At 69.2% G+C, this 22,365-nt stretch carries 24 protein-coding genes and 1 pseudogene; 13 read left to right on the top strand and 12 right to left on the bottom strand.

All coding sequences use genetic code 11. The features are described 5' to 3' along the window. Both AMYNI_RS0108870 and vanR-Sc read right to left on the bottom strand, forming a co-directional pair. Entirely contained in the window at positions 1-1,128 is a 1,128-nt protein-coding gene (locus AMYNI_RS0108870) for a sensor histidine kinase (RefSeq protein ID WP_026360212.1), read from the bottom strand. Beyond that, positions 1,121-1,795, bottom strand: coding sequence for a VanSc-type vancomycin resistance response regulator transcription factor VanR (vanR-Sc, locus tag AMYNI_RS0108875; RefSeq protein WP_020667650.1), 675 nt, complete (start codon positions 1,793-1,795; stop codon positions 1,121-1,123). The genes AMYNI_RS0108870 and vanR-Sc overlap by 8 nt, the downstream gene beginning before the upstream one ends. 87 nt (positions 1,796-1,882) lie before the next feature. Between vanR-Sc and AMYNI_RS0108880 the strand changes: the two genes are divergently transcribed. Further along, a complete protein-coding gene (locus AMYNI_RS0108880; RefSeq protein WP_026360213.1) occupies positions 1,883-2,398 on the top strand; it encodes a M15 family metallopeptidase in 516 nt (171 codons plus the stop codon). 55 nt (positions 2,399-2,453) lie between these two features. On the opposite strand, the gene AMYNI_RS0108885 is transcribed toward AMYNI_RS0108880, so the two are convergent. After that, the gene (locus AMYNI_RS0108885) at positions 2,454-2,939 is read right to left on the bottom strand and encodes a carboxymuconolactone decarboxylase family protein (RefSeq protein ID WP_020667652.1); all 486 of its coding nucleotides are present in this window, start codon (positions 2,937-2,939) and stop codon (positions 2,454-2,456) included. Between the two features lie 178 nt (positions 2,940-3,117). Here AMYNI_RS0108885 and AMYNI_RS0108890 point away from each other — a divergent pair, with 178 nt between their 5' ends. Beyond that, positions 3,118-4,017, top strand: coding sequence for an RNA polymerase sigma-70 factor (locus tag AMYNI_RS0108890; RefSeq protein ID WP_020667653.1), 900 nt, complete (start codon positions 3,118-3,120; stop codon positions 4,015-4,017). On the opposite strand, the gene AMYNI_RS0108895 is transcribed toward AMYNI_RS0108890, so the two are convergent. From AMYNI_RS0108895 to AMYNI_RS0108915, 5 genes are read right to left on the bottom strand one after another with little or no spacing between them, the layout of a single operon-like run. After that, positions 3,944-4,891, bottom strand: a complete 948-nt coding sequence (locus tag AMYNI_RS0108895; protein ID WP_157357308.1) for an RNA polymerase subunit sigma-70 — start codon at positions 4,889-4,891, stop codon at positions 3,944-3,946. The two genes, AMYNI_RS0108890 and AMYNI_RS0108895, sit on opposite strands and share 74 nt — an antisense overlap. Beyond that, positions 4,888-5,736: an alpha/beta hydrolase gene (locus AMYNI_RS0108900; RefSeq protein WP_020667655.1), complete on the bottom strand. Its 849-nt coding sequence runs from the start codon at positions 5,734-5,736 to the stop codon at positions 4,888-4,890. Before AMYNI_RS0108900 ends, AMYNI_RS0108895 begins: the two co-directional genes overlap by 4 nt. 37 nt (positions 5,737-5,773) lie before the next feature. After that, positions 5,774-6,622, bottom strand: a complete 849-nt coding sequence (locus tag AMYNI_RS0108905; protein WP_020667656.1) for an LLM class flavin-dependent oxidoreductase — start codon at positions 6,620-6,622, stop codon at positions 5,774-5,776. Positions 6,623-6,656: 34 nt separating this feature from the next. After that, on the bottom strand, positions 6,657-7,811 hold the full coding sequence (locus AMYNI_RS0108910; RefSeq protein ID WP_020667657.1) for an epoxide hydrolase family protein: 1,155 nt from the start codon (positions 7,809-7,811) through the stop codon (positions 6,657-6,659). A gap of 33 nt (positions 7,812-7,844) precedes the next feature. Continuing rightward, positions 7,845-8,309, bottom strand: a complete 465-nt coding sequence (locus AMYNI_RS0108915; RefSeq protein WP_040406714.1) for an SRPBCC family protein — start codon at positions 8,307-8,309, stop codon at positions 7,845-7,847. 56 nt (positions 8,310-8,365) lie between these two features. On the opposite strand from AMYNI_RS0108915, the gene AMYNI_RS0108920 reads away from it, so the two are divergent. Then, a complete protein-coding gene (locus AMYNI_RS0108920; RefSeq protein ID WP_020667659.1) occupies positions 8,366-8,848 on the top strand; it encodes a MarR family winged helix-turn-helix transcriptional regulator in 483 nt (160 codons plus the stop codon). 57 nt (positions 8,849-8,905) lie between these two features. Continuing rightward, complete coding sequence (locus AMYNI_RS44135) at positions 8,906-9,970, top strand: flavin-containing monooxygenase (protein ID WP_020667660.1); 1,065 nt, start codon at positions 8,906-8,908, stop codon at positions 9,968-9,970. An 18-nt stretch (positions 9,971-9,988) separates the two neighbouring features. Here AMYNI_RS44135 and AMYNI_RS0108930 read toward each other — a convergent pair whose 3' ends face one another. Together AMYNI_RS0108930 and AMYNI_RS44140 are read right to left on the bottom strand one after the other, a co-directional pair. Beyond that, entirely contained in the window at positions 9,989-10,603 is a 615-nt protein-coding gene (locus tag AMYNI_RS0108930; RefSeq protein WP_026360215.1) for a hypothetical protein, read from the bottom strand. A 30-nt stretch (positions 10,604-10,633) separates the two neighbouring features. After that, positions 10,634-11,531: pseudogene (locus AMYNI_RS44140) on the bottom strand (LysR family transcriptional regulator). A 156-nt stretch (positions 11,532-11,687) separates the two neighbouring features. Between AMYNI_RS44140 and AMYNI_RS0108940 the strand changes: the two are divergent. Next, entirely contained in the window at positions 11,688-13,124 is a 1,437-nt protein-coding gene (locus AMYNI_RS0108940; RefSeq protein WP_157357929.1) for an MFS transporter, read from the top strand. Next, a complete protein-coding gene (locus AMYNI_RS0108945; protein ID WP_020667664.1) occupies positions 13,117-13,482 on the top strand; it encodes a darcynin family protein in 366 nt (121 codons plus the stop codon). Before AMYNI_RS0108940 ends, AMYNI_RS0108945 begins: the two co-directional genes overlap by 8 nt. A gap of 12 nt (positions 13,483-13,494) precedes the next feature. Here the strand turns inward: AMYNI_RS0108945 and AMYNI_RS0108950 are convergent, their stop codons facing one another. Then, positions 13,495-14,145 (bottom strand): lytic polysaccharide monooxygenase auxiliary activity family 9 protein, encoded by a 651-nt coding sequence (locus AMYNI_RS0108950; protein WP_020667665.1) that lies wholly within the window; start codon positions 14,143-14,145, stop codon positions 13,495-13,497. Between the two features lie 144 nt (positions 14,146-14,289). After that, positions 14,290-14,898: a TetR/AcrR family transcriptional regulator gene (locus AMYNI_RS0108955; RefSeq protein WP_020667666.1), complete on the bottom strand. Its 609-nt coding sequence runs from the start codon at positions 14,896-14,898 to the stop codon at positions 14,290-14,292. Between the two features lie 65 nt (positions 14,899-14,963). Between AMYNI_RS0108955 and AMYNI_RS0108960 the strand changes: the two genes are divergently transcribed. From AMYNI_RS0108960 to AMYNI_RS48025, 7 genes are all read left to right on the top strand, one after another. Next, positions 14,964-15,371: a RidA family protein gene (locus AMYNI_RS0108960; RefSeq protein WP_020667667.1), complete on the top strand. Its 408-nt coding sequence runs from the start codon at positions 14,964-14,966 to the stop codon at positions 15,369-15,371. Positions 15,372-15,450: 79 nt separating this feature from the next. Further along, a complete protein-coding gene (locus AMYNI_RS0108965) occupies positions 15,451-16,680 on the top strand; it encodes an amidohydrolase family protein (protein WP_040406715.1) in 1,230 nt (409 codons plus the stop codon). A gap of 36 nt (positions 16,681-16,716) precedes the next feature. Then, positions 16,717-17,550 carry an SDR family NAD(P)-dependent oxidoreductase gene (locus AMYNI_RS44145; protein ID WP_020667669.1) on the top strand — a complete coding sequence of 278 codons (834 nt, stop codon included), beginning with the start codon at positions 16,717-16,719 and terminating at the stop codon, positions 17,548-17,550. Beyond that, positions 17,547-18,203 (top strand): TetR/AcrR family transcriptional regulator, encoded by a 657-nt coding sequence (locus AMYNI_RS0108975; RefSeq protein ID WP_020667670.1) that lies wholly within the window; start codon positions 17,547-17,549, stop codon positions 18,201-18,203. The genes AMYNI_RS44145 and AMYNI_RS0108975 overlap by 4 nt, the downstream gene beginning before the upstream one ends. A gap of 380 nt (positions 18,204-18,583) precedes the next feature. Further along, complete coding sequence (locus tag AMYNI_RS0108980) at positions 18,584-19,831, top strand: lipase family protein (protein ID WP_026360219.1); 1,248 nt, start codon at positions 18,584-18,586, stop codon at positions 19,829-19,831. A gap of 203 nt (positions 19,832-20,034) precedes the next feature. Then, on the top strand, positions 20,035-21,012 hold the full coding sequence (locus AMYNI_RS0108985; RefSeq protein ID WP_020667672.1) for an NAD-dependent epimerase/dehydratase family protein: 978 nt from the start codon (positions 20,035-20,037) through the stop codon (positions 21,010-21,012). 103 nt (positions 21,013-21,115) lie between these two features. Beyond that, positions 21,116-22,348, top strand: a complete 1,233-nt coding sequence (locus tag AMYNI_RS48025) for an HNH endonuclease signature motif containing protein (protein WP_020667673.1) — start codon at positions 21,116-21,118, stop codon at positions 22,346-22,348. The last annotated feature ends 17 nt before the right edge of the window (positions 22,349-22,365 follow it).

Consider the following 22,365-nt stretch of genomic DNA (forward strand, 5'->3'; position numbering starts at 1 on the left):
TCAGCCGCCGGGGTGCGGTGCCGCGGCGGGCAGTTGCACCGTGACGCGAAGTCCCCCGGCGGCCCGGCGGGTGAGGGAGAGGGTGCCGCCGTGTGCCTGGGTGATGCTCTTCACGATCGCCAGGCCGAGACCGACGCCCGCGTGGTGGTTCCGGATGCGGGTGGAGCCGCGCTGAAACGGCTCGGCAAGCGTGAAAACCAGCTGCGGCGTGAGCTTCTCGCCGGTGTTCTCGACAGAGAGCATGACGGACTCGGCGTGCACGGCGGTGCTCACCCAGACCGCCCCCTCCGCGGACAGGTTGTGCATGATCGCGTTGTGCACGAGGTTCGTGGTCAGCTGCAACAGGAGCGCTTGCGACCCGATGGTGGGGCTGATGTCGCCGGAGGTCTCGATGGTGACGCCGTGCTTTTCCGCGAGCGGGAGCAGTGTTTCGGTGGCTTCTTCCGCGATCAAGGACAGGTCGACCTGTTCTCGGCTGAAGGACCTTTGGTCGGCGCGGCTGAGCAGGAGCAATGCTTCGGTGAGGTCGATCGCCCTGGCGTTGACGGCGTGCAGGCGTTCGACGAGTTCGCCGGGGTTCCGGTTCGGATCGTTGCGGGCGACGTCGAGCAGGGTCTGCGAGATCGCCAGCGGGGTGCGCAGCTCGTGCGAGGCGTTGGCGGCGAACCTCCGCTGTTCGGCGACGTGTGCTTCGAGCCGGGCGAGCATCGTGTCGAAGGCGTCGGCGAGTTCGCGGAACTCGTCCTTGCGGCCTTCCAACTGGATCCGGTGGGAGAGCGATCCGTTCGCGGCCAGGCGGGTGGCATTGGTGAGGCGGGTCAGCGGCGCGAGCATGCTGCCGGCGAGGATCCAGCCGCCCAGCAGGCCGAAGATCAGCAGGACGGCCAGCACCGCGGCCACCTTCGGGCCGAAGGCGGCCAGCAGGTCGGAGCGGTCGGGTACGAACATCGGACCGGGCGCCCCTGGCGCATCGAGCGAGTCGCGCCGCGGGGTGACGATCACCTCGGGTACGTAACGCAGCAGGAACACCCACACCGTCGCGAGCAGCAGGGCGCCCGTGACCATGAGGAACCCCGCGTAGCTGAGGGTGAGTTTGAGGCGAACGCTCAGGCCAGGTGCCCTAGCCACGTTCATCGCCAGGGTCGATGCGGTACCCGACGCCGGGCACCGTGGCGATCACCCAGGGTTCGCCGAGCCGTTTGCGCAGTGCCGAGACCGTGATGCGCACGGCGTTGGTGAAGGGGTCCGCGTTCTCGTCCCAGGCCCGCTCCAGCAGGTCTTCGGCGCTGACGACACCGCCGTCGGCGGCGATCAGGACTTCGAGCACGGCGAACTGCTTCCTGGTCAGCGCGACATAGCGGCCGTCCCGGTAGACCTCGCGGCGGAACGGATCCAGCCGCAGGCCGGCGATCTCCCGCACCGGCGGCCGGTTGTGCGCGCGCCTGCGGTCGAGTGCTCTGAGCCTGAGCACGAGCTCTTGCAGCTCGAACGGCTTGGTGAGGTAGTCGTCCGCGCCGAGCCCGAACCCGGTGGCCTTGTCGTCTAGCCGGTCGGCGGCGGTCAGCATCAGGATCGGCATGCCGCTGCCGGAGGCGACGATGCTTTCGGCGATCTCGTCACCGGAGGGCCCGGGAATGTCGCGGTCGAGGACGGCGATGGCGTAGGCGTTGATGCTCAGCAGCTCCAGAGCGGTGTCGCCGTCACCGGCGATGTCGGCCGCGATCGCTTCCAGCCGCAACCCATCGCGAATGGCCTCTGCCATGTAGGGCTCGTCCTCGACGATCAGCACACGCATGCTCCCGATGCTACGAGCCGGTGCATATCGTCGGCATACCGGAAACCGGATACGTGCTGACAACACCACCTTGCCTTGGCTGGAGGCATGACCCGCAGTGAATCAGTACGAACAACAGCCCTGAATCGCATCCGGCAACGTGGTGCGCTTGGCGAAGCCGATGGCGCCGTCCCTGCCGGGGTGAAGGTCTTCGATGACGGGATTCCGGCCGTGGCCAATCTTGATCCGGCTCTTCTCGGTGCCCTGCGTCAGGCCGCGACCGATGCCGCGGCCGACGGGGTCGAGTTCTTCGTCAATAGCGGCTGGCGTTCCCCGGAATATCAGCATCAGATTCGGCGCAAAGCGGTTTCCAAGTACGGATCCGAAGAGGAGGCCGCCCGGTGGGTGGCCACCGCGGAAACGTCCGCGCACGTGCTGGGGGACGCGGTCGACATCGGATCCTCCGATGCCACGGCGTGGCTGTCGGAGCATGGCGCCAGGTACGGACTGTGCCAGATCTACCGCAACGAGCCATGGCACTACGAACTGCGCCCCGAGGCGATCGAGCATGGCTGCCCGCCCATGTATCCCGACCCCACGCACGATCCGAGAATGTGGCGTTGACCGGTCGAGCTCCCGGCCCGGATCGCGTACCTCCGGGCCGGGGTCCGGCCGCCGCTCAGCTCGTCATGGCGTCGAACATGCCCGCCTCGTAGGAACCCGCCGGGTTGCGCACGATCACGTTGAGCCGGTTGGCCGCGTTGATCAGGGCGACCTGGGAGACCAGCGCCGCGATCTGGTCGTCGTCGTAGTGCTTGCGCACCTGGGCCCAGGTCTCGTCGGACACTCCCTTGTGGTGATCGGCCAGCCGGGTGCCCTCCTCGGCCAGTGCCAGCGCGGCCCGCTCGGCCTCGGTGAACACGATGGCCTCGCGCCAGGTGGCGACCAGGTTGAGCCGGACCGCGGTCTCACCGGCGGCCGCGGCGTCCTTGGTGTGCATGTCGGTGCAGAAACCGCAGCCGTTGATCTGGCTGGCGCGCAGCGACACCAGCTCCTGGGTGGACTTCGGCAGTGTCGACTGGGCGATCACCATGCTGGTGTTGGCGAACCGCCTGCCGAACTTGGCCGCGAGCTCGTTCTCGAACAGGTTGAATCGGGCTTCCATGACTTCGTCCTCACTTGTGGTGTGGGGTGCTGCTGCACTGGACGAACACCAGATGCCGGCCACCCGAGCCCTGTGACAGCGCGGCTTCGTGACCAGTGGCACACCATCCCGGTGTCACAGAACGACGGGGCCCGGTGTCTGGTGGGGTGAGACAGCCGAGAGCGAAGGGGAGCCACCCATGGCCGGCCAGGACGACCGCCCGGACGCCGCCACCGAGGCGTTCCTCACCCACCGCAACCTGCTGTTCACGGTCGCGTACGAAATGCTCGGCTCGGCCGCCGACGCGGAGGACGTCCTCCAGGAGACCTGGCTGCGGTGGTCGGGCGTTGACCTCGGCACCGTGCAGAACCAGCGGGCCTACCTGGTCCGGATCACCACCCGCCAGGCGCTCGGCCGGCTGCGCACGCTCGGCCGCCGCAAGGAGTCCTACGTCGGCCCGTGGCTGCCCGAACCACTGCTCACCGCGCCCGACGTGGCCGAGGACGTCGAGCTGGCGGACAGCGTCTCGATGGCGGTGATGCTGGTGCTGGAGACGCTTCAGCCGACCGAGCGGGCGGTGTTCGTCCTGCGCGAGGTCTTCGCGCTCGGCTACGACGAGATCGCCGAAGCGGTCGGCAAGAGCACGGCCGCGGTCCGCCAGATCGCGCACCGCGCGCGCGAGCACGTCGCGGCACGCCGGCCGCGCGGGATCGTGTCCGCGGCCGAAACCCGGGACGCGCTCCAGGCGTTCCAGCGGGCTGTCGAAACGGGCGACCTGCAGCACCTGCTCGACATCCTCGCACCGGAGGTCGTGATGATGGGTGACGGCGGCGGAGTCGTGCAGGCCATCCCGAAACCCGTGGTGGGAGCCGACCGGGTCGCCCGCGTGCTGGCCACCGGGATGGCCACCCTCGTCGCCACCCGGTCACTGCACCCGGCAGAGGTCAACGGCTACCCGGCACTGATCTTCCGGCTGGACGGCGAGGTCGACACGGTCATGGCGGTGCGCCTCGACGACGGCCTCATCACCGGGCTCTACGCCGTGCGCAATCCCGAGAAGCTGTCGCGCATGGAGCGGGAAACCGCCCTGCGCCGCTGAGTTCGAGGCGTCCGACGAGCGCAGGGTCACCGAAGACGGTCACCCCGGCGATGCCGTCCCGGCGAACGTCGAGCACCGCGATGCCGAACGGTTCCCCGTGCAGGTACGCGGCGACGCCGGGCTGGCCGTTGACGGTCACGCGGTCCATCCGCCAGTCGCCAGGGTGACCTACCGATGCGGCGAATACCCGGGAACAGGCGGCCATGCCCGCGACCCACGCTCGGTTCGGCAGCAGCTCCAGCGTGGCATCCGCACGGAGCGCGGTGGTCAGGGCATTGACGTCCGCCGTCTCGAACGCGGTCACGTACGCGTCGAGCAACCGCCGCGCCTGCGGGGAGCTGGGCTCGACCACGTCGTCGAGGCCGAAGTCGACGTCGGCCAGCTTGGCACGGGCACGTTGCAGGCTGCTCTTCACCGCGGCGACGGACATTTCCAGCATCTCGGCGACCTCGGCGGCCGGGAACGCCAGCACGTCGCGCAGCAGCAGCACGGCCCGTTGGACGGGCGGCAGCGTCTGCATCGCGGCGATCAACGCCAGCCGCAGGTCGGCGCGGTCGCCGGGGAACGGCTCGAGCCACGTCTCCGGGGGCAGCACGTCCGGTTGACCGGCCAGGTCGTCGGTGGGTGCGCCGATACCCGATGGCAGGGCGCGCCGGCCGCGGTCCCGGGTGGCGTTGAGGCACACGTTCGTCGCGATGCGGTGCAGCCACGTCCGGACCGAAGACCGTTCTTCGAAGCCGTCCCAGGCGCGCCAGCCACGCAGGTAGGTCTCCTGGACCGCGTCCTCGGCCTCATGCCACGACCCGAGCATCCGATAGCTGTGCGCCAGCAGCTCGCCGCGCAGCGGGCCAGCCACCCGCTCGAAATCCGTCACCGGACCAGTGTCGACCGCAGCCACGATCCCGCCTCCCTGATCGCGTCATCGGCCACGGTCGTGCGACCGGCCGCCATCTGGAACGTGTGGACCTGGTCCGGGAATTCGTCGAGACGGACCTCGACGCCGGCGGCCCGCATCCGCTGCGCCAGCCGCCTGCTGTCGTCCAGCAGCGCCTCCTGGGCACCGACCTGAAAATAGGTCGGCGGCAGTCCCCGCGGATCGGCATCCGTCGGCGCCGCCAGCGGGTCATGCGGGTCCGCCCCGGCCAGGTAGCCGGCCGCCAGCCCGCGGACCAGCTCCCGGCTGAAGAACGGGTCGCTGCCCGTGTCGTAGGAGGTACCGTCGGCGTCGAGATCGGTCCATGCCGAGAGCAGCAGCAACGACACCGGCATCGGCAGATCTTCCTCCCTGGCACGTACCGCGAGGCCGAGCGCCAGCATCGCGCCGCAGGAGTCGCCGGCCACGCCGATCGGACCGGCTCCGCTGCCGAGCAGCCACCGGTAGGCCGCCGTCACGGTGTCGAGCTGACTGGGGAACACGTGCTCGGGCACGAGTCCGTATTCGACGGCGAACGTGCTCACTCCGGCAGCTCGTGCCAGGTGGCCGAACATCCGGCGATGAGTGGTCGCCGATCCGCTCACGAAGCCGCCTCCGTGGATCGCCAGTATCACCGGCCCGGCCGCGGCAGCCGGCGGACGCAGCCACAGGCCGGCCGGCGCGTCCACCGCCTCGACGTCAACGCCGTCCGGCTCGGTGGCCAGTGTCTCCCAGGCTGGGCCCTGCTCACCGCGTGCCTGCGCCTCCCACAGCTCGCGGTTGGGGTCCCTTGTCGTTCTGATCATGACGGATAGACCCCGGACGAGCCGGGAAGGAATCGGTTCAGGGGACGAGGTCGGCGAGCCGGGTGACTTCGTCGAGGTCGTCCGTGGCGGGCACGAAGATGATCTCGTCGACACCGAGGTCGGTGTACTCCGCGACGGACTGCTCGATCATCTCCCCGGTGGTGCAGAGCACCGCGTTGGTGGCGATCTCCTCGGGGGCCAGCCGGTAGAAGTCCTGGACGTTCGCCCGTCCGGCCTCGGTGTCGCCCAGTGCGAAGTAGGCGAGCACGACGAGTTTCGGGGCTCCCTGGCGGCCTGCCTCCCGCCAGGCTCGTCTCGCCGCCTCGAAGCTCGGCGCCGTCATGGCCGTCGGCAGCGAACCGCCGAGGTAGCCCTCGCCCCAGCGCACCATGCGGTGCAGCGTGCGGGCGGAGTACCCGCCGAACAGCAGGGGAACTTGCCGGGTCCCCGCCGGCACCGCCGGGTTCGGCCCGTTGCCGACCGGCTCGCCTCCCCAGACCTCGCGGTAGGTCGCCAGGTCGGATTCCAACCGCGCACCGCGACCGGGCAGCCCGTGCCCGGGCACGGTGAACTCGTCCTCGCGCGACCCGACCCCGACGCCGAGCGTGAGACGGCCGCCGGAGACACCGTCGATACCCGCGATTTCCTTGGCCAGCAAGGCGCCGGGCCACGCCGGGGCCAGCAGGACCGCGCTGAGCAGTCCGATCGTGCTGGTCGCTCCCGCCGCGGCCGCCAGCGCGACGGTGTCGCTCACGCCCGGGTACGCGTAGCGCCCGGTCGTGGCGAGGGTGGAGAACCCGGCTTCCTCAGCCCGCGCCGCCCAGCGTGGAATGGTTGACGCGGTGACGTTGCGTACCTGATTCGGAAGTCCGATGCCGATCTGCACAGCGATGCCTCTCTGCGGTTGGGTCAAGCCCGAGTCAGGGCTTGCCAGGAAGGGAGCGGAAGAACTCCCGGATGTCGGCGATGAGCACCTCCGGCGCCTGCAGGGCGGGGAAGTGCCCGCCCTGGTCGTACTCCCGCCAGCGCGTGACCACATTGGACAGTCGAGCCAGATCCTGAATAGCGTTGTCCCCGGGGAAGTTCGCCACCGCCGTCGGAACCCCCGATGGCGACGGCCTCCCCGCCGTCAGCTCGGCTCCGGCCTCGAAGTAGAGGCGTGCCGCCGAGCCCGCGGTCCTGGTCAGCCAGAAGATGGTGACGTTGGTCAGGATCGCGTCCCGGTCGACGGGGGTCTGCTTGGTCTGCGTGGGGTCGTAGTCGACGAACCACTCCAGGTTCCAGGCGAGCTGCCCGACCGGCGAATCGTTGAGCGCGTAGGCGATCGTCTGCGGGCGGGTGCTCATCTCGTGCAGGTAGCCCGAGCGCCCGTACCACCAGCGCTCGTGGTCGAGCCCGCGTTCGCGGTCCGCTTCGCTGAGCGGCTCGAGCTCATCGGGGGACATGGGCCAGGCGGCGAACGCCAACGCGTTGACGTGGACGCCGAGCACCCGTGCACCGGCAACCCGCCCCAGTTCGGGTGCGATGAGACTGCCGAAATCCCCGCCCTGGACCGCGTAGCGCTCGTACCCCAGGTTGCTCATCAGCTGAGCCCAGGCGCGGGCGGTGCGGTTGACGCCCCAGCCGCGCTCGTGGGTCGGGCCGGAGAAAGCGTAACCGGGCAGCGATGGGGCGACGACGTGAAAGGCGTCGGCCGGATCGCCGCCGTGTGCGCGGGGATCGGTCAGCGGTCCGAGGATCGCGTGGAAGTCGGCGATCGTGCTGGGCCACCCGTGCGTGATGATCAGCGGCGTCGCGTCCGGCTCGGGGGAACGGACGTGCAGGAAGTGGAGGTTCTGCCCGTCGAGCTCGACGGTGAACTGCGGGTGCGCGTTCAGCGCGGCCTCGTGCGCCCGCCAGTCGTAACCCGCACGCCAGTGGTCGGCCAGATCTCGCAGCCACGCCTTGTTGACGCCGTAGGACCAACCGGCCCCGGGCAGCTCGTCGGGCCAGCGGGTGCGGTCCAGTCGCTCCGCGAGGTCCACGAGATCTGATTCGGGGACGTCGATCCGGAATGGGCTGGGTGCGGACGGCATTCGGTTCTCCTCGGTTGTGCAGTGCGTGCGGCGTCAGGCCGTTGTTCGGGCGACGTTCTCGGCCAGCGCCTTGAGCCGCGGCAAGGTCTTCTCGATGCCCTCGGCATTCCAGCGGGGCCACGGCGTGCGCACGAGCAGTCCGCGCACCGGCGAGGTGGACAGATCGCAGGTCTCGATCACCCGCGTGCCGCCGTCGACCTCTTCGAGTTCGTAGCGCCAGCGGTGCTTGCCGGGGTGGCACCACGCGATGCGCCGATCCGCCTCGAACTCGACGACCGTGTTGACGATCCGGTAGTGCACGCCGAACAGCTTCATGGCTGTTTTGAAGGTGTCGCCCATGCCCAGCCGGTCCGGTCCCGAGACCGTGTTCTGCACGGTGCCCGAACCGTCGAATTCGGCGTGGCGGTGGGGATTGGCGAGCACCGAGAACACCGCGGACGGCGGTGCGGCGATGACGATGTCACGCGAGATCCGGAGTGGACGGGGTGCGGAAGGCATTCGGTTCTCCTGGTTCGCCTGTTGCGGGCCGAAGCGCCACATGACAGTATTCTGTCATGTCCGACAAGCTAGCGATACGACAGCATGCTGTCAAGAGTGGAGATCAAGCCTGCGATGCCTACGCCGCACTGATCGACCAGGTCGGCAGGCTCGCCAACGTCGTCGAGGCGATCGGCAACGGCATCGCCCGACCCACCGGCCAGAGCCTGGCGCGCTGGCAGGTCCTCGCCGAGGTCGAAGACGAAGCTGCCCCGGTCGGGGCCATCGCCTGCCAGCTCGGCCACACGCGCCAGAGCGTCCAGCGCGTCGCGGACCTCCTCGTCGAGGACGAACTCGCCCGCTATCGGCCCAACCCCGCGCACCAGCGGGCCAAGCTGCTCGAAGTCACCCCGACCGGTCGCACCGCACTGCGCAGGATGCAGGCGGCCTACACCCAGCTGGCGCTGCGCACCACCGAAGGGCTCGACTCGGAAAGGCTCGACCTCGCCCGCGAGACCCTCGGCGAACTGCAGCGCCGCCTCGAATCCGAACTGCCCTGACCCCACCGCGGCATATTCGATTGTCCGGTTGATCGCGTGTTGTCCAGAATGTGCCGGATGAGATCGGTGATCGTGGTGGGAGCGGGCCAGTCCGGGATCGCGGCGGCCGGGGCGCTGCTGGCCAGTGGGCTGCGGCCGGTGGTGCTGGAGGCGGGCCAGGACACCGCCGGGTCGTGGCCGCGCTACTACGACAGCCTGCGACTGTTCACCCCGGCGCACTTCAACACGTTGCCAGGGCTGCCTTTTCCCGGCGACCCGGAGCGCTACCCGACCCGTGACGAGGTGGCCGACTACCTGCGTGCCCGCGCCGCGGCCCTGGACTGCGCGATGCACACCGGCCAGCGGGTCGTCACGGTCACCCGCACCGCAGGGGGCTACCTGGCGCGGACCGAGCAGGGTGCCGAGTTCACCGGCGCGGCCGTGGTCGCCGCCACCGGGAGCTTCGACTCGCCCCACCGCCCCGAACTGCCCGGCCTGGCCGGCTACACCGGAACGGTGCTGCACGCGGCCGACTACCACCGCCCCGCGCCGTTCGCCGGTCAGCGGGTGGTCGTGGTGGGATCGGGCAACTCGGCCGTGCAGATCGCGGTGGAGCTGGCCGAGCACGCGCGGGTCAGCCTGGCCAGTCGTACCCCGGTCCGGTACGCCACCAGCGAACCGGTGCCCGGCGGGTCCCGGTTCTGGTCGGTGCTGGCCGCCGCGTCCCGCATTCCGGCGGGGCCCCTGTTCGGCCACGGCAGCGTGCCGGTGCTCGACACCGGCGGCTACCGCGCCGCGATCGAAGCCGGCCGCCCCGACCGCAGGGAGCTCTTCACCGGTGCGCGCGACAGTTCCCTGCGGTGGCCGACCGGAGACGCCGAGCACGTCGACACGGTCATCCTCGCCACCGGGTACCGCCCCGCACTCGACTACCTCCGCCCGCTCGGGGTGCTCGACGAGACCGGGCTGCCCGAACAGCGGTTCGGTCTGTCCCGGACCCAGCGCGGGCTCGCCTACCTCGGCCTGGAGTACCAGCGCACGATCCTGTCCGCCACCCTGCACGGCGTCGGCCGGGACGCCGGCCACATCGCCCGCACGCTCGCAGCCCGGATGACCCGCGCGGCGCGGCGGCCGCGTTACTGACCCGACGGGATCGTGGCGTCAGCTCAGGGCCTTGCCCAGCAGCCGGGTGAAGTCGCCGGGCTCGTTGACGCTGAACCGGATGTGCCGCGCTGAGAGCACGCCGTCCTTGGCCTGGAAGGGATACGACCGCACCAGGTCGATCACGACGTTCGTCTGCGAGGTCACCGAACAGGCCAGGGTCTCCTGCTCGTCCGCCACTCCGCGGATTCCATAACCACCGGCGGCCCGCTCGTCCCGGCGGACAGCCTCGATCGCGGTGAGCGGGATGGCTACGTCGCCGAAGGTGCCGGTTCGCAGCAGCAGGGACCGGTCGTCCAGCAGGTGCGGGTGGATTCGCCAGCAGGCGGCGAGTCCTAAATAGACTCCGACGACCAGCACCTCCACGACCAGGTGCACGAGCTGCCACACCCCGGGCAGCAGCCTCCCCACCAGCGGCGTCACCAGCACCTCCATCGCCGCGAACACGATCATCGCCCGCTGCGGATCCGCGGTGTGCAGGATGGCCGTGCCCGTCCGGTCGGCACCCTTGAACCGGGCCAGCACCCACCGCACCAGCGAACCGCCGACCAACGTCACCATCGGTTTCGCGCGCGGCCGCACCACCGGACCTGACTCGATGACTGGTTCGACCACTTATCCCCCCTGACCAAATCATATCCAAGATCACGGTAGGAGGGCGCCGCGGAGAGTATCGCGTAGCCAGCGCTGCGCCGGGTCGGCGTCGAGCCGGGCGTGCCAGAGCAAGCGCACGTCGATTTCCGGGAGGGCGGCGGCGATCGGGAACCAGCGGATGCCGAGCGCCGGGCCGTGCTGTTCGGCGAGGCGTTGCGGGACGAGTCCGACGTAATTGCTCGAAGCGACCAGCAGCGCGGCGACGGCGTGGCTGGGAACGACGGCGGCGACCTGGCGTTGCAGGCCCGCGGCGTCGAGCGCATCGTCGAGCGGCCCGCGTGCGCGTCCGCGGCGGGAGGCCGAGACGTGCGGATGCTGGCACAGTTGCGCCAAAGTCGGGCGGCGGCGCCGGCCCAGCGGGCTGTCGGCACGGACGATGCCGACGATTCGTTCGCGGTACAGCGGCGCTGTCCGGATGTCGGGAGCCGCGATGTCGCCGGCACCGATGTCCAGATCGACCGAGCCGTCACGAAGGGCTTCGACGCTTTCGCTGCCTTCGGCGACGAAGCGCAGAACCACGCCAGGGGCGATCGAAGTGGCTTCGACCGCCGCGGTCACCAGCGTGGTGGCCAGGCCGTCGTTGATGCGAATCGTGAAGGTGCGCTTGAGCTCGGCGGCGGTGACTTCGCGGTCCGCGCTGATCAATGCGGACGCTTCGTCGAGCAGCGACCGCACCCGCGGGGCGGTTCGCAGCGCGAAGGGGGTGGGAGCCATGCCGCGGCCGGCGCGTACCAGGATCGGGTCGTCCATCGCCCCGCCGCAACCGGCCGAGGGCCCGGCTGGTTGCGGGGATGGACAGATGCAGGCGCTCGGACGCCGCGGTGACGCTGCCTTCTTGGAGCAGCGCGTCGAACACGCGCAGGAGGTTCAGGTCGATCTGGTCAGCCATAGTTGCATTCTACGCAAATAGCTATTGCCTAAGTTGCGTGGCACGCAGGGTATCGACCTCCTTAACGTCGTGGTCATGCCATTGAACGTCCTGATCCGCGGGCACGCCCCGGCGTCGCGAGACCGGCCGGTCTCGCAGCGCGGCCTGCTCGCCGTCATGTGTGCCTGCGTCGCCCTCGTCGTCGGGATGGTCGCCGCGGTCAACCTCGCCGTCCCGATGCTGGCCGCGAGCGCGCTGCACCCGTCCGCGTCGGCACTGGTCTGGATCGTGGACACCTACGTGATCTTCTTCGCCTGCCTGGTGATCCCCGGCGGCGCCGCGGGCGATCGCTTCGGGCGCAAGGGGGTGCTGCTGGCCGGCCTGGTGCTGTTCGCGGCGGGCGCGCTGATGTCGGCGGTGGCACCGAACGTGCCCGTGCTGCTGGCCGGCAGGGCGATCACGGGTGCCGGTGCCGCCGCGGTGCTGCCCAACACGCTCGCCGTGCTGCTGCACGCCGTCCCCGCCGAACGCAGGGGTGCGACGATCGCGACCTGGGCATCGATGACCGGGATCGGCGGGGTCGTCGGCAACGTGGGCGGCGGGGCGGTCCTGTCCGGCGGATCGTGGCGCTGGCTGCTCGCCGCCGCCGTGCCGATTTCGCTGATCCTCGCCGCGCTCGTGGCCCGTACCGCGCCGGTGTCGCCGCGCCACGACCGCCGCCTCGACTGGCTCGGCGCGGGGTTGCTCGTCGGCGCGTCGGTCGCGCTGCTGCTCGGCATCGTCGAAGGCCCGGAAGCGGGCTGGGGCAGCGCGGTCGTGGTCGGCGGCTTCGTCTGCTCCGCGGTGCTGTTCGCGGTGTGGACGCTGGTCGAGCTGAAGGTCGAGCACCCGCTGCTCGATCCCCGGTTGTTCCGCATCGCGGGCCTGCGCAGCGCCTGCCTCGGCATGACCGCGGTCTTCTTCGGCATGTTCGCGCTGTTCTACGTCAACGCGTCGTTCCTCCAGTACGGCAAGGGATTCAGCGTGCTGTGGACCGGTCTCGGGCTCATCCCGCTGACGGTTCCGCTGCTCTTCGGCGGACGGCACGTCGGTCACCTGAAAGAGCGCATCGGCCTCGACGCCACCATCGCGCTGGCGTTCCTGTTCGTCGGCGCTGGACTGCTCGGACTGTCCACAAGCGACACGCAGACCCCGTACGCCGGATACGCCGCCTGGCTCGTCGTGACCGGAATCGGCGTGACACTCGCCTTACCGACGCTCTCCGGGGTCATCGCGGGCTCGCTGCCGCCGGCCAAGGCCGGGGTCGGCACCGGGCTGCAGGCCACCACCCGCGAGTTCGGCAGCGCACTCGGGGTCGCCGTGATCGGCACGGTGTTCACCGCGCAGTTCGTCGCCGCGCTCCCGCCGGACATCCGCGCCGGCCAAGATCCGCACACCGTCGCACAGGCACTCGCCACGACCACGCCCGGCCGCGCCCACGACGTCATCGCCGCGTTCGTCTCGGGCACGGACACCGGGCTGCGGGTGATCGGCGTGACCGTGCTGGTACTCGGTGCGCTCGTGGTCCTGCAGTCGCTGCTGACAAATCACCGGAAAGGGAAAGACAATGCCTGAAGAGACCTTTGAACCCGGCGTGACGGCTTTCATGCTGGTGAAGACCACACCCGAGTGGCTCGGCCTGTCGGTCGAGGAGCGGGTGGCGGTGTTCAAGACCGAGATCCTCCCGGCGATCACGGACAAGGCGAAGGGCGTCCGGTCCCGCTTCTTCGACACGGAGTTCTACTCGGCCCGCGTGACCGACGTGTGGGTGTGGGAAGCCCGCGATCATCAGGCGTACCAGCTCCTCGTCGAGGCGCTGCGTGAGACCTCCTTCTGGGATCGCTACTTCGAGGTGGTCGAGCTTCTGGTCGGGGTCGAGAACGCCTACGCCACGAACTACGGCATGGACACCTACGCCACCATCAACGTGTAGGACCTGGCGGGTTCAGCCGCCGAACACGACGTCCGAGCAGGAGTAGAACGCCTCGGCGCTGTCGGGCAGATGCCGTTGCCAGATGGCGTAGATCAGGTGCCGGCCGGTCTTCCCGGCTGGCAGCTGCGCGTTGAGCAGGTAGTCGCCACCGGAAGTCGGCGGGTTGAGCTGCTGGTAGAACGGCTTCGCGTCCAGATCGGACCATTTCAGCGGCTGCGTGGGGTCGTAACCGTCCCTGGTCAGGTACAGCTCGAAGGTGCCGGGGTGCGGGGCGGTGTACTTGTAGCGCAGGGTGTAGCTGCCGCCGCTGGGCAGGTTGGTCGCCCGCCAGTCGGCCCGCGGGAGGTCGAAGCCCTTGTACTTGTCGCGTCCGGCGCTGCACAGCTTGCCGTCCGGGATGATTTCGCGGTGCCTGCCGTTCGCGTTCGGCTGGTTCACCTCGTCCCAGTCGTAGACCGGCCAGCTCTCGCCGACCTCGACGGCCGCCTTGCACGCAGCGGACCGCGGCTCCTCCGGTCCTTCCTGCAGGCAGTTGTAGATCCTGCTGACCGGGTTTCCCATCGAACCGTGCGCGTAGGCGGTGCTGGTGGTGACGGTGGTGAGCAGCAGCGGCAGCAGGCAGAACGCGCCGGCCACCACCCCCACTCTGCGAAGCAGGGTCATTGCCGTCTCCCTTGACGATCGTCGAACGCACCTCATGAATGGACTAGACCTATTCTCTGCGGTCCGGTTCAGCCCCGGTAGGTTCGTTCGGCCGGTATCGGCTCGCGTTATGCACCAAGTGGGTGAGAACGAGCCGGCACAGTCCTAAGAGGACTCCCAGCCCCGCTCGACCGAGACCCGGCAGCTTTCGGGCCGGTCCCCGGCACTGACGAGCAGCGCGGTCAGCATCGGGCCACCGTGCTCGAGCGTCTGGCGCGGCAGCGGGCCGGTGGCGACGAGGGAGACCAGCCCATGGCCGATGGCCCAGCTCTGGGTCGCCAGTTCCAGCGGGTCGACGTCGGCGCGGAAGCGCTTGACCTTCTTCCCCCGCGCGACGGCTTGGACCAGGTACTCGAGGGTGCCGTCGGCAGCCTTGGCGTCTTCGAGGTCGAAGTTCGCGTCGAACATGACCCGGTACAGGTCGGGATGCTCCAGCGCGTGCTGGAAGTAGGCAGCGACCAGTGCGGCCAGGTCGCGGACCGGATCCGCGGACGTGGTCACCGTCGCGAACCTGGCCCCGAGGCGGGTGAAACCTTCCTGCCGCAACGCCTTCCACACGCCGTCCATGCCGCCGAAGTAGGTGTAGACGGCCATCGTCGACACGCAGGTCCCGGCCACCAGCGAGCGCAGGGTGATGGGCTCGCGCGTGCGGAGCATCTGCGCGGCCCGTTCGATGAGCAGGGTGCGAACCGCCGGATCCTTCGGCCTCGCCATGACACCACGATACATAGCATTTCAACGCTATAGTATTGGCAGACCGCTCACGACAAGGAGTCAGCATGGCCATCACCCTGGTTAACCCCGAAGGACTGCCGAAGATCGACCTCTACCGGCAGGTGTCGGTCGCCACCGGGTCGAAGCTGGTGTTCATCGCCGGCCAGGTCGCCCGCGACGCCGAGGGCGGCAAGGTCGGCGAAGGCGACTTCGCCGCCCAGGTCGAGCAGTGCTACCTCAACGTCGCCACCGCGCTGGCCGAGGTTGGCGGCTCCTTCGACAACGTGGCGAAACTGACCGTGTACCTGGTCGACTGGACGCCCGACAAGATGCCCCTGTTCCTGGACGGGGTCGCCAGGGCGTCGGCGAAGCTGGGCGTCACCCCGCTCCCGCCGTTCACCGGGATCGGCGTAGTCGCACTGGCCGAGCCCGACCTCATGATCGAGGTGGAGGCCACCGCGGTCCTGGACTGAGTCCGGCGGTCGGACACGCCGCGCAGAATTCCGGACATCGGCCCCACGGCCGGGCCGGTGCCCGGTGATGCTGGCGATCATGGCTGCTGACCCGTCCAACACGTTTCTCATCCGCGGCGCCCGGATCTTCGACGGGGTCCGGGTGACCGGCACCGGCTCGGTGCTGGTGGTCGACGGCCGGATCGCCGCGATCGGCCGGGCCGCCGCACCACCCGGAACTCCGGTGCACGACGGGCGCGGCAAGACCGTGCTACCCGGCCTGATCGACGGGCACCGGCACTCCGAGCCGTACACCGCGGGCGACCTCCGCGACGCGCTGCGCCTCGGCGTCACCACCGAACTGGACCTGCACGGCGAGCCCGAAGTGATCGCCGCGGCCAGGCGGCGGCGCGAGTCGCTGGGCCGTACCGACCTGGCGGACCTGTGGTCGGCCGGCTGGGGCGTCAAGGTGCCGGGCGGGCTTCCCGAGGACGACCCCGAGTTGCCGGTAACGCCGAAGCTGGGCACCGAGGACGACCCGGACCAGTTCGTCGCCGACCGGTTCCGGGAAGGATCCGACTACCTCAAGGTCTTCTACGAGAACGGCGAGATCTTCGGCCTGCCGTCGCCGACCCTGACTCCCGGACAGCTCCACGCGGTCATCGCGGCCGCGCACCGCCGCGGGCGGATGGCGATCGTGCACGCCACCGAACTCGAGCAGGCCAAGACCGCGGTGCACGCCGGGGCCGACGGCCTGGCCCACATGTTCCTCAACCCGGTCGACGACGCGTTCATCCAGGCCATCCGCCGCGGCGGCGCCTTCATCACCACGACCCTGTCCACTTTCGACTGCGGCCTCGGCGCCGAGGAGTTGCTGAACGACGCGCGGGTTCGGCCGTACCTGTCCGCCGCGCAGCTCGCGGCGCTGAAGAACACGCCCAACTGCCCACCGGGCCAGCCCGAGGGCGAACTGGCGAACCTGCGCCGGCTGCACGCGGCCGGGGTGCCGATCATCGCGGGCACCGACGCGGGCGTCGGCTCCTGCGCGCACGGCGCCACCATGCTGGCCGAACTCTGCTACCTCGTGCGCGCGGGCATGTCCCCGGCACAGGCACTGACCGCGGCCACCGCCACCCCTGCCGAGAAATACCGGCTCACCGACCGGGGCCGCATCGCCACCGGGCTCCGCGCGGACCTGCTGCTGGTCAACGGAAACCCGGCCGAGGACGTCACCGCGCTGCGGGAGATCTCGGCGATCTGGAAGAACGGCCACCCCGTCGACCGCACCCCGGACCCATCCACTGGCACGGCTACCGTTGGCCAGCAGTAGCGCTCCAGGCCCGGCCCAACCAGCAGGAGGAAACGCATGAGCGACCTGCAGGCAGTGATCACCGGTGGTTCGTCCGGGCTCGGTCTCGAACTGGCCGTCCGCCTCGCGTCCCGGGGCACGCACACCACGCTCGTGGCACGTGACCCCGAACGGCTCGAAGAAGCCGCGGCCACCGTCCGCAAGGCCGCGCGGTCGGCCGAGGTGCGCACGAGCGCGGTCGATGTCAGCGACCGCGCCGCACTGGCACGCGCGTTCGCCGGGATCACCGCCGAGGCCGGCGGCATCGACCTGCTGATCAACTCCGCCGGTATCGCGCGCGAGGGTTACTTCGAGCACCTCGCGGCCGCGGACTTCCGCGAGGTGATGGACGTCAACTTCTTCGGCGTGTACAACGCCGTCCGGGCCGCACTCCCCGAGCTGAAGGCCCGTCGCGGACGCATCGTGAACATCGCCTCGGTGGCGGGCCTCATCGGCGCCTTCGGGTATACGCCGTACTGCGCGGCGAAGCACGCGCTCGTCGGGTTCTCCGAGGCGCTGCGCCACGAACTGCGGCCGCAGGGCGTCCGCGTCCAGCTGGTCTGCCCCGGCGAGTTCGACTCGCCGATGGTGGAAGCGCTCAACCGGTCCCGGACGCCGGAGAACCGGGCGCACGCGTCGCTCCTCCCGAAACTCGGCCTCGACCAGGTCGCCAGGGAAACGCTCCGCGGCATCGACCGCGACCGCGACCTCATCATCCCCGGCGCGCGAACGCGCCTTCTGGTCACCGCACAGCGGTTCTTCCCCGGCATCGGGCGGCGCATCGCCGGCCACCGGATCGGTACCGTCTACAGAGGTCCCGAACACGACCCCCGACCAGGAGAAGCTCCATGACCGACGACCCATCGCCACGCTCTCGCCGCTATCGGGGGCAGAACGCGAGCGAGCGGCAGGCCGACCGGCGGGTGCGGCTGCTGGCCGCCGGGTTGGAACTGTTCGGCACGGCCGGGTACGCGGCGGTGTCGGTGAAGCAGGTGTGCGTGCAGGCGGGGCTGACCGAGCGGTACTTCTACGAGTCGTTCACCGACCGCGAGGACCTGCTGACCGCCGTCTACGACGAGCAGATCAACCTGGTCCGCCACGCCACCCTCACCGCGCTGACCACCTCGGAGCCGACCGTCCGGGCACTGGCCACGGCCGGGGTCGGCACGTTCGTCCGCACCGTCGCCGATGATCCGCGGCGGGCGCGGGTGATCTTCATCGAGGTGGTCGGGGTCAGCCCGGCGCTCGAGCTGCGGCGGCGCGGAGTCATGCGCGAGTTCGCCCAGGTCATCGTCGGCATCGCGGGCGGGCAACTGGGCACCCAGCCCGGGGAGCGGCTGTCGCTGGCCGCGATGATCTTCGCCGGCGGGCTCACCGAGGTGCTGGTCGACTGGGCACTCGGCGACCAGGCGGTCGCGATCGAACAGATCACCGCCGTCGCCGTCACCCTGCTCGATCGCACGTTCGAGGTCTTCCGCGACGAACTCGACGGCTCCGAAGCCTGACCGCTTCTCCTTTGAAGAATGATACGAAATGGATGACTATTGGCCTTCGAAAGCCATGGTTGACGATAAAGATCATCGAACAGACATGACAGATTGTCAAGATGGTTCCCGCGATTGATGGAGCCGCCAAGAATGACTCACTTCGGATCCAATGCGTGCACAGTGGACCAGTACTCCGGTGAGCATTTCCGGCAACCCTGAGCGCAGATGCCAACGAACGCCGGCCATCCTCGTACCTTGGTGCCATTTTTTCGCACACCGGCGCGCAAGCTTGACAAGTTCGATCCCGCTGCTCAAAACTCACCTGCGAAAGCCGAGTTGGATATCTTTACTCTCCTTGTCCTAAGTACGTTCGAAAGTGACACTCAACGGAGATGAACATGCGGTTATCCGGTCGCCATCGCATCGGAAGAACAACGTCAGCCTCGCTGGCCGCCGTGCTCACCGCCGCGGTCGCGCTGACCGTCGGTGCCTCCTCCGCGCAAGCGGACGAGGCGTTCTACACCCCGCCCTCGCCGCTGCCCGCCGGGCAGAACGGGGATGTGATCAAGTCCCAGGCGTCCAAATTGGACAATGCCAAGGCCACCCGCATCATGTACCTGACGCGGGACAGCAAGGACAAGCAGATCCCGGTGACCGGCACGGTGGCCGTGCCGAACACCCCGTGGGCCGGGCCAGGACCGCGGCCGATCGTGGCCTACCCCGTGTTCACCGCCGGCCTCGGCGACCAGTGCGCGCCGTCGAAGACGATCGCCGGTGAAGGTGGCGGCGACGTTGCCGGCGCCTTCCAGGTGATGTTCATCAACGCCTTGCTGCAGAAGGGTTTCGCGGTAGCGCAGACCGACTACGAAGGTCTTGGCACCCCCGGGGACCACACCTACGTGATGCGCCGCGCGGAGGCGCACGCCACGCTCGACGTGATCCGCGCGGCCCAGCGGCTGCCCGAATCGGGGTTGTCCAAGGACTCGCCGGTCGGCATCGCCGGCTACTCCCAGGGTGGTGGCGCCTCTGCCGCCGCCGCGGAGCTGGCACCCGAGTACGCCCCCGAGCTCAACCTGAAGGGCGCCTACGCGGGCGCACCGCCGGCCGACCTCGGCGTGCTCGCGAAGAGCCTGGACGGTGCCTACGCCGTCGGATTCCTCGGTTACGCGCTGGTCGGCATCAACGCCGCCTACCCCGAGACGAAGATCGCGACGGACCTGGCCAACGAAGAGGGCAAGAAGGTGTTCGAGGAGGCCCGCAAGACCTGCACCATGGGTGCGATCCTCCAGTTCCCCTTCAAGCAGACCAAAACGCTGACCAAGGACGGCAGGCCGGTGTCGGACTACCTCGGCGAGGAGCCCTTCAAGTCGGTGGTCGCAGACCAGAAGATCGGCAACCTCAAGCCCACCGCCCCGGTGCAGGTCGAGCACAGCCCGGTTGACGACATCGTGCCTTACGGGCAGGGCAAGCAGATGGCCAAGGACTGGTGCGGCAAGGGCGCGAACGTCGAGTTCAAGGATCTCATCTCCTTCTCGCCGGTCTTCTCCCACGCCATCGCCGCCCCGATCGCCTCTGGCAACGCCGCAAACTGGCTGGCCGACCGCTTCGCCGGCAAGCCGGCCACCAGCAACTGCGGAAAGTTCTGACTCCGCGCCGGTGGTCACGATCTCCACGCCGGAGGACCCGCCGGGGCGACAGCCCGGACTCCTAGCGTCCCGGGCTGGTCCCTGAGTCCACCTCGGCGGCCCCTCGCGTGGAAAGGTGCGGTCCGGAAGCGAACTCGCTTCCGGACCGCATCATTGTGCGACCCCATTGCGCGACCCCGACCCGCCCGTGCGGAAGGAAACCCATGACCGAGCCGAGGCGGGTCTTCGTCACCGGCGCGCTGGGCTTCATCGGCCGGACCGTCCTGGAGCGCTACCGGGCCGCGGGCGCCGAGGTCCGCGGCGTCGACGTGCTGGCCGATCCCGGACTGGACGTGGTCGCCGGTGACATCGCCGAGGCCGGGGACTGGCAGCGGCACGCGGCCGGTGCCGACGTGGTCGTGCACACCGCGGCGATGGTGTCGATGCGTTCGGGCATGGACGCGTTCTGGCGCGTCAACACCCTCGGCACCCGGCGGGTGCTCGACGCGGCGATCCGAGGTGGAGCGTCCCGGATCGTGCACCTGTCCTCGGTCACCGTTTTCGGCAACGACTTTCCCGACCAGGTCACCGAGGACCATCCGGTCCGGCCCGGCGGAGTCCCCTACGTGGACACCAAGATCGCCGGTGAGCAGGTGGTCCTGCAGGCGCACGCGGAGGGCAAGATCTCCGCCACCATCATCAGACCGGGCGACGTCTACGGCCCCGGCTCCAAACCCTGGACGCTGATCCCGGTGCACCAGCTGCGCCGGCGGCAGCTCATCCTTCCCGCACACGGCAACGGGATCTTCAGCCCGGTCTACATCGACAACCTCGTCGACGGCCTCACCGCCGCGGCGAGCTCGGCGGCGACCGCCGGCCAGGTGCTGACCATCAGCGACGGCATCGGCGTCACCACGAGCGAGTTCTTCGACCACTACGCCGGCATGCTCGGCCGGCGCCGAGTACCGACCGCGCCGACTCGCATCGTGTCCAGCCTGGCCGGAATCCTCGAACGCACGGGCCGGCTTCGCGGAATTGACGTCGAAACCACCCCGAACGCGGTGCACTACCTGGCCCGCACCGGCACCTACGCCATCGGCAAGGCCACCAGCCTGCTCGGCTACCGGCCGGCGATCGACCTCGCCGAGGGCATGGACCGGACCCGCGCCTGGCTCAACAGCAACGGCCACCTCGGCCAGTGACGATAAAGGCATGCGCTTTTCCCTCTTTCGTGTTTGTCCTCTGGCGGTTTTTGTCGGGGTTCGGCGGTATTATGGAGGTACATTCGAAACTACGGGGGTTCGCATGTTGTATGTTGATTTCAGTATGTTACCGCCGGATTGGTTGTCGTCGATGAATGCGGCGTCGATTGAGCAGCTCGATGTGTCGCAGGCGGTGGGTGTAGTGATCTCGGCTCGGCGGGCGATCTGTCGCATGCAGGCGGTGCAAGCCCGCGCGATCGCGCAGGTCAGCCGGGCCCGTGGTGGTGCGCGGTGGGTCGCCGACGAGCTGGCGCCGGAGCTGCGGCTGTCCCGTGAAACGACCGCGACCCGAGTGGCCTTGGCGAAAGCGCTGGTGTCCCGGATGCCGTGTTTGCTGGCGGCGATGACCGAGGGCGAGTTGGATATCGAAAAGGCGCGTCAAGCCTTTGATGGCGTGGCGGTATTGTCGGACGATTTAGCCCGTCAGGCGGATGAGATTCTGTCGGCGCGGATCGGTGAAAAGAATCCCAGCAACTGGAGGAAAACGGTCACTCGCGTTGTCGCGGCCCTCGATCCCGAAGGCCAGCAGGCGCGGGCTGAAGCCCGCAGGAAGCAGCGGCGGGTCGAGTTGCACCACGAGCCTGATGCGATGGCCTCACTCTGGGCGTATCTCCCGGTCGAGATCGCGACCGCCGTGTATGCCCGGATCGACATGTTGGCGCGGAAGCTTCGTGGTGGCGATGAGGTTCGCACGCTGGACCAGCTTCGAGCTGATGTGCTGGCGGAATTGCTCCTCGGTAAGGGTTGGGAAGGCTTGGCGGCCCAGGTGTTCATCCATATCCCGCTCGACACCGCCCTCGGTATCCGCGACGACGGCTGCGAACTGGTCGGCCACGGCCCGATCCCCGGTGAGATCGGGCGCCAGATCATGAACCAACCCGGTTCGGTGTGGCGGAAAGTCCTGACCGATCCCGTATCAGGCACTGTCCGGGATATCGGCCGCACCCGCTACCGACCACCGGCGGACTTGGCCGAACTAGTCCGGGTCCGCGACCGCACCTGCCGGGCACCGGGCTGCAACCGCCCCGCGCAACGCTGCGACGCGGACCATTGCACGGCGTGGTCAGACAATGGGGACACCTGTGAGCACAACCTGTGCTGCCTGTGCCGCCACCACCACGGCTTGAAAGACGAGCCCGGCTGGGCCTTCGAGTTCGACCCAAGAACGGCCGATCTCACGGTCACCACCCCCACCGGCCGCACCTACTCGACCAAACCGGAGCCACTGCTCGATCCGCCGCCTCCGAAGATCGCCGACGAACCGCCACCCTTCTAGCCATCCGGCCGTACCCG

Source organism: Amycolatopsis nigrescens CSC17Ta-90, from assembly GCF_000384315.1.
In the GTDB taxonomy this organism is placed as follows: Bacteria; Actinomycetota; Actinomycetes; order Mycobacteriales; family Pseudonocardiaceae; genus Amycolatopsis; species Amycolatopsis nigrescens.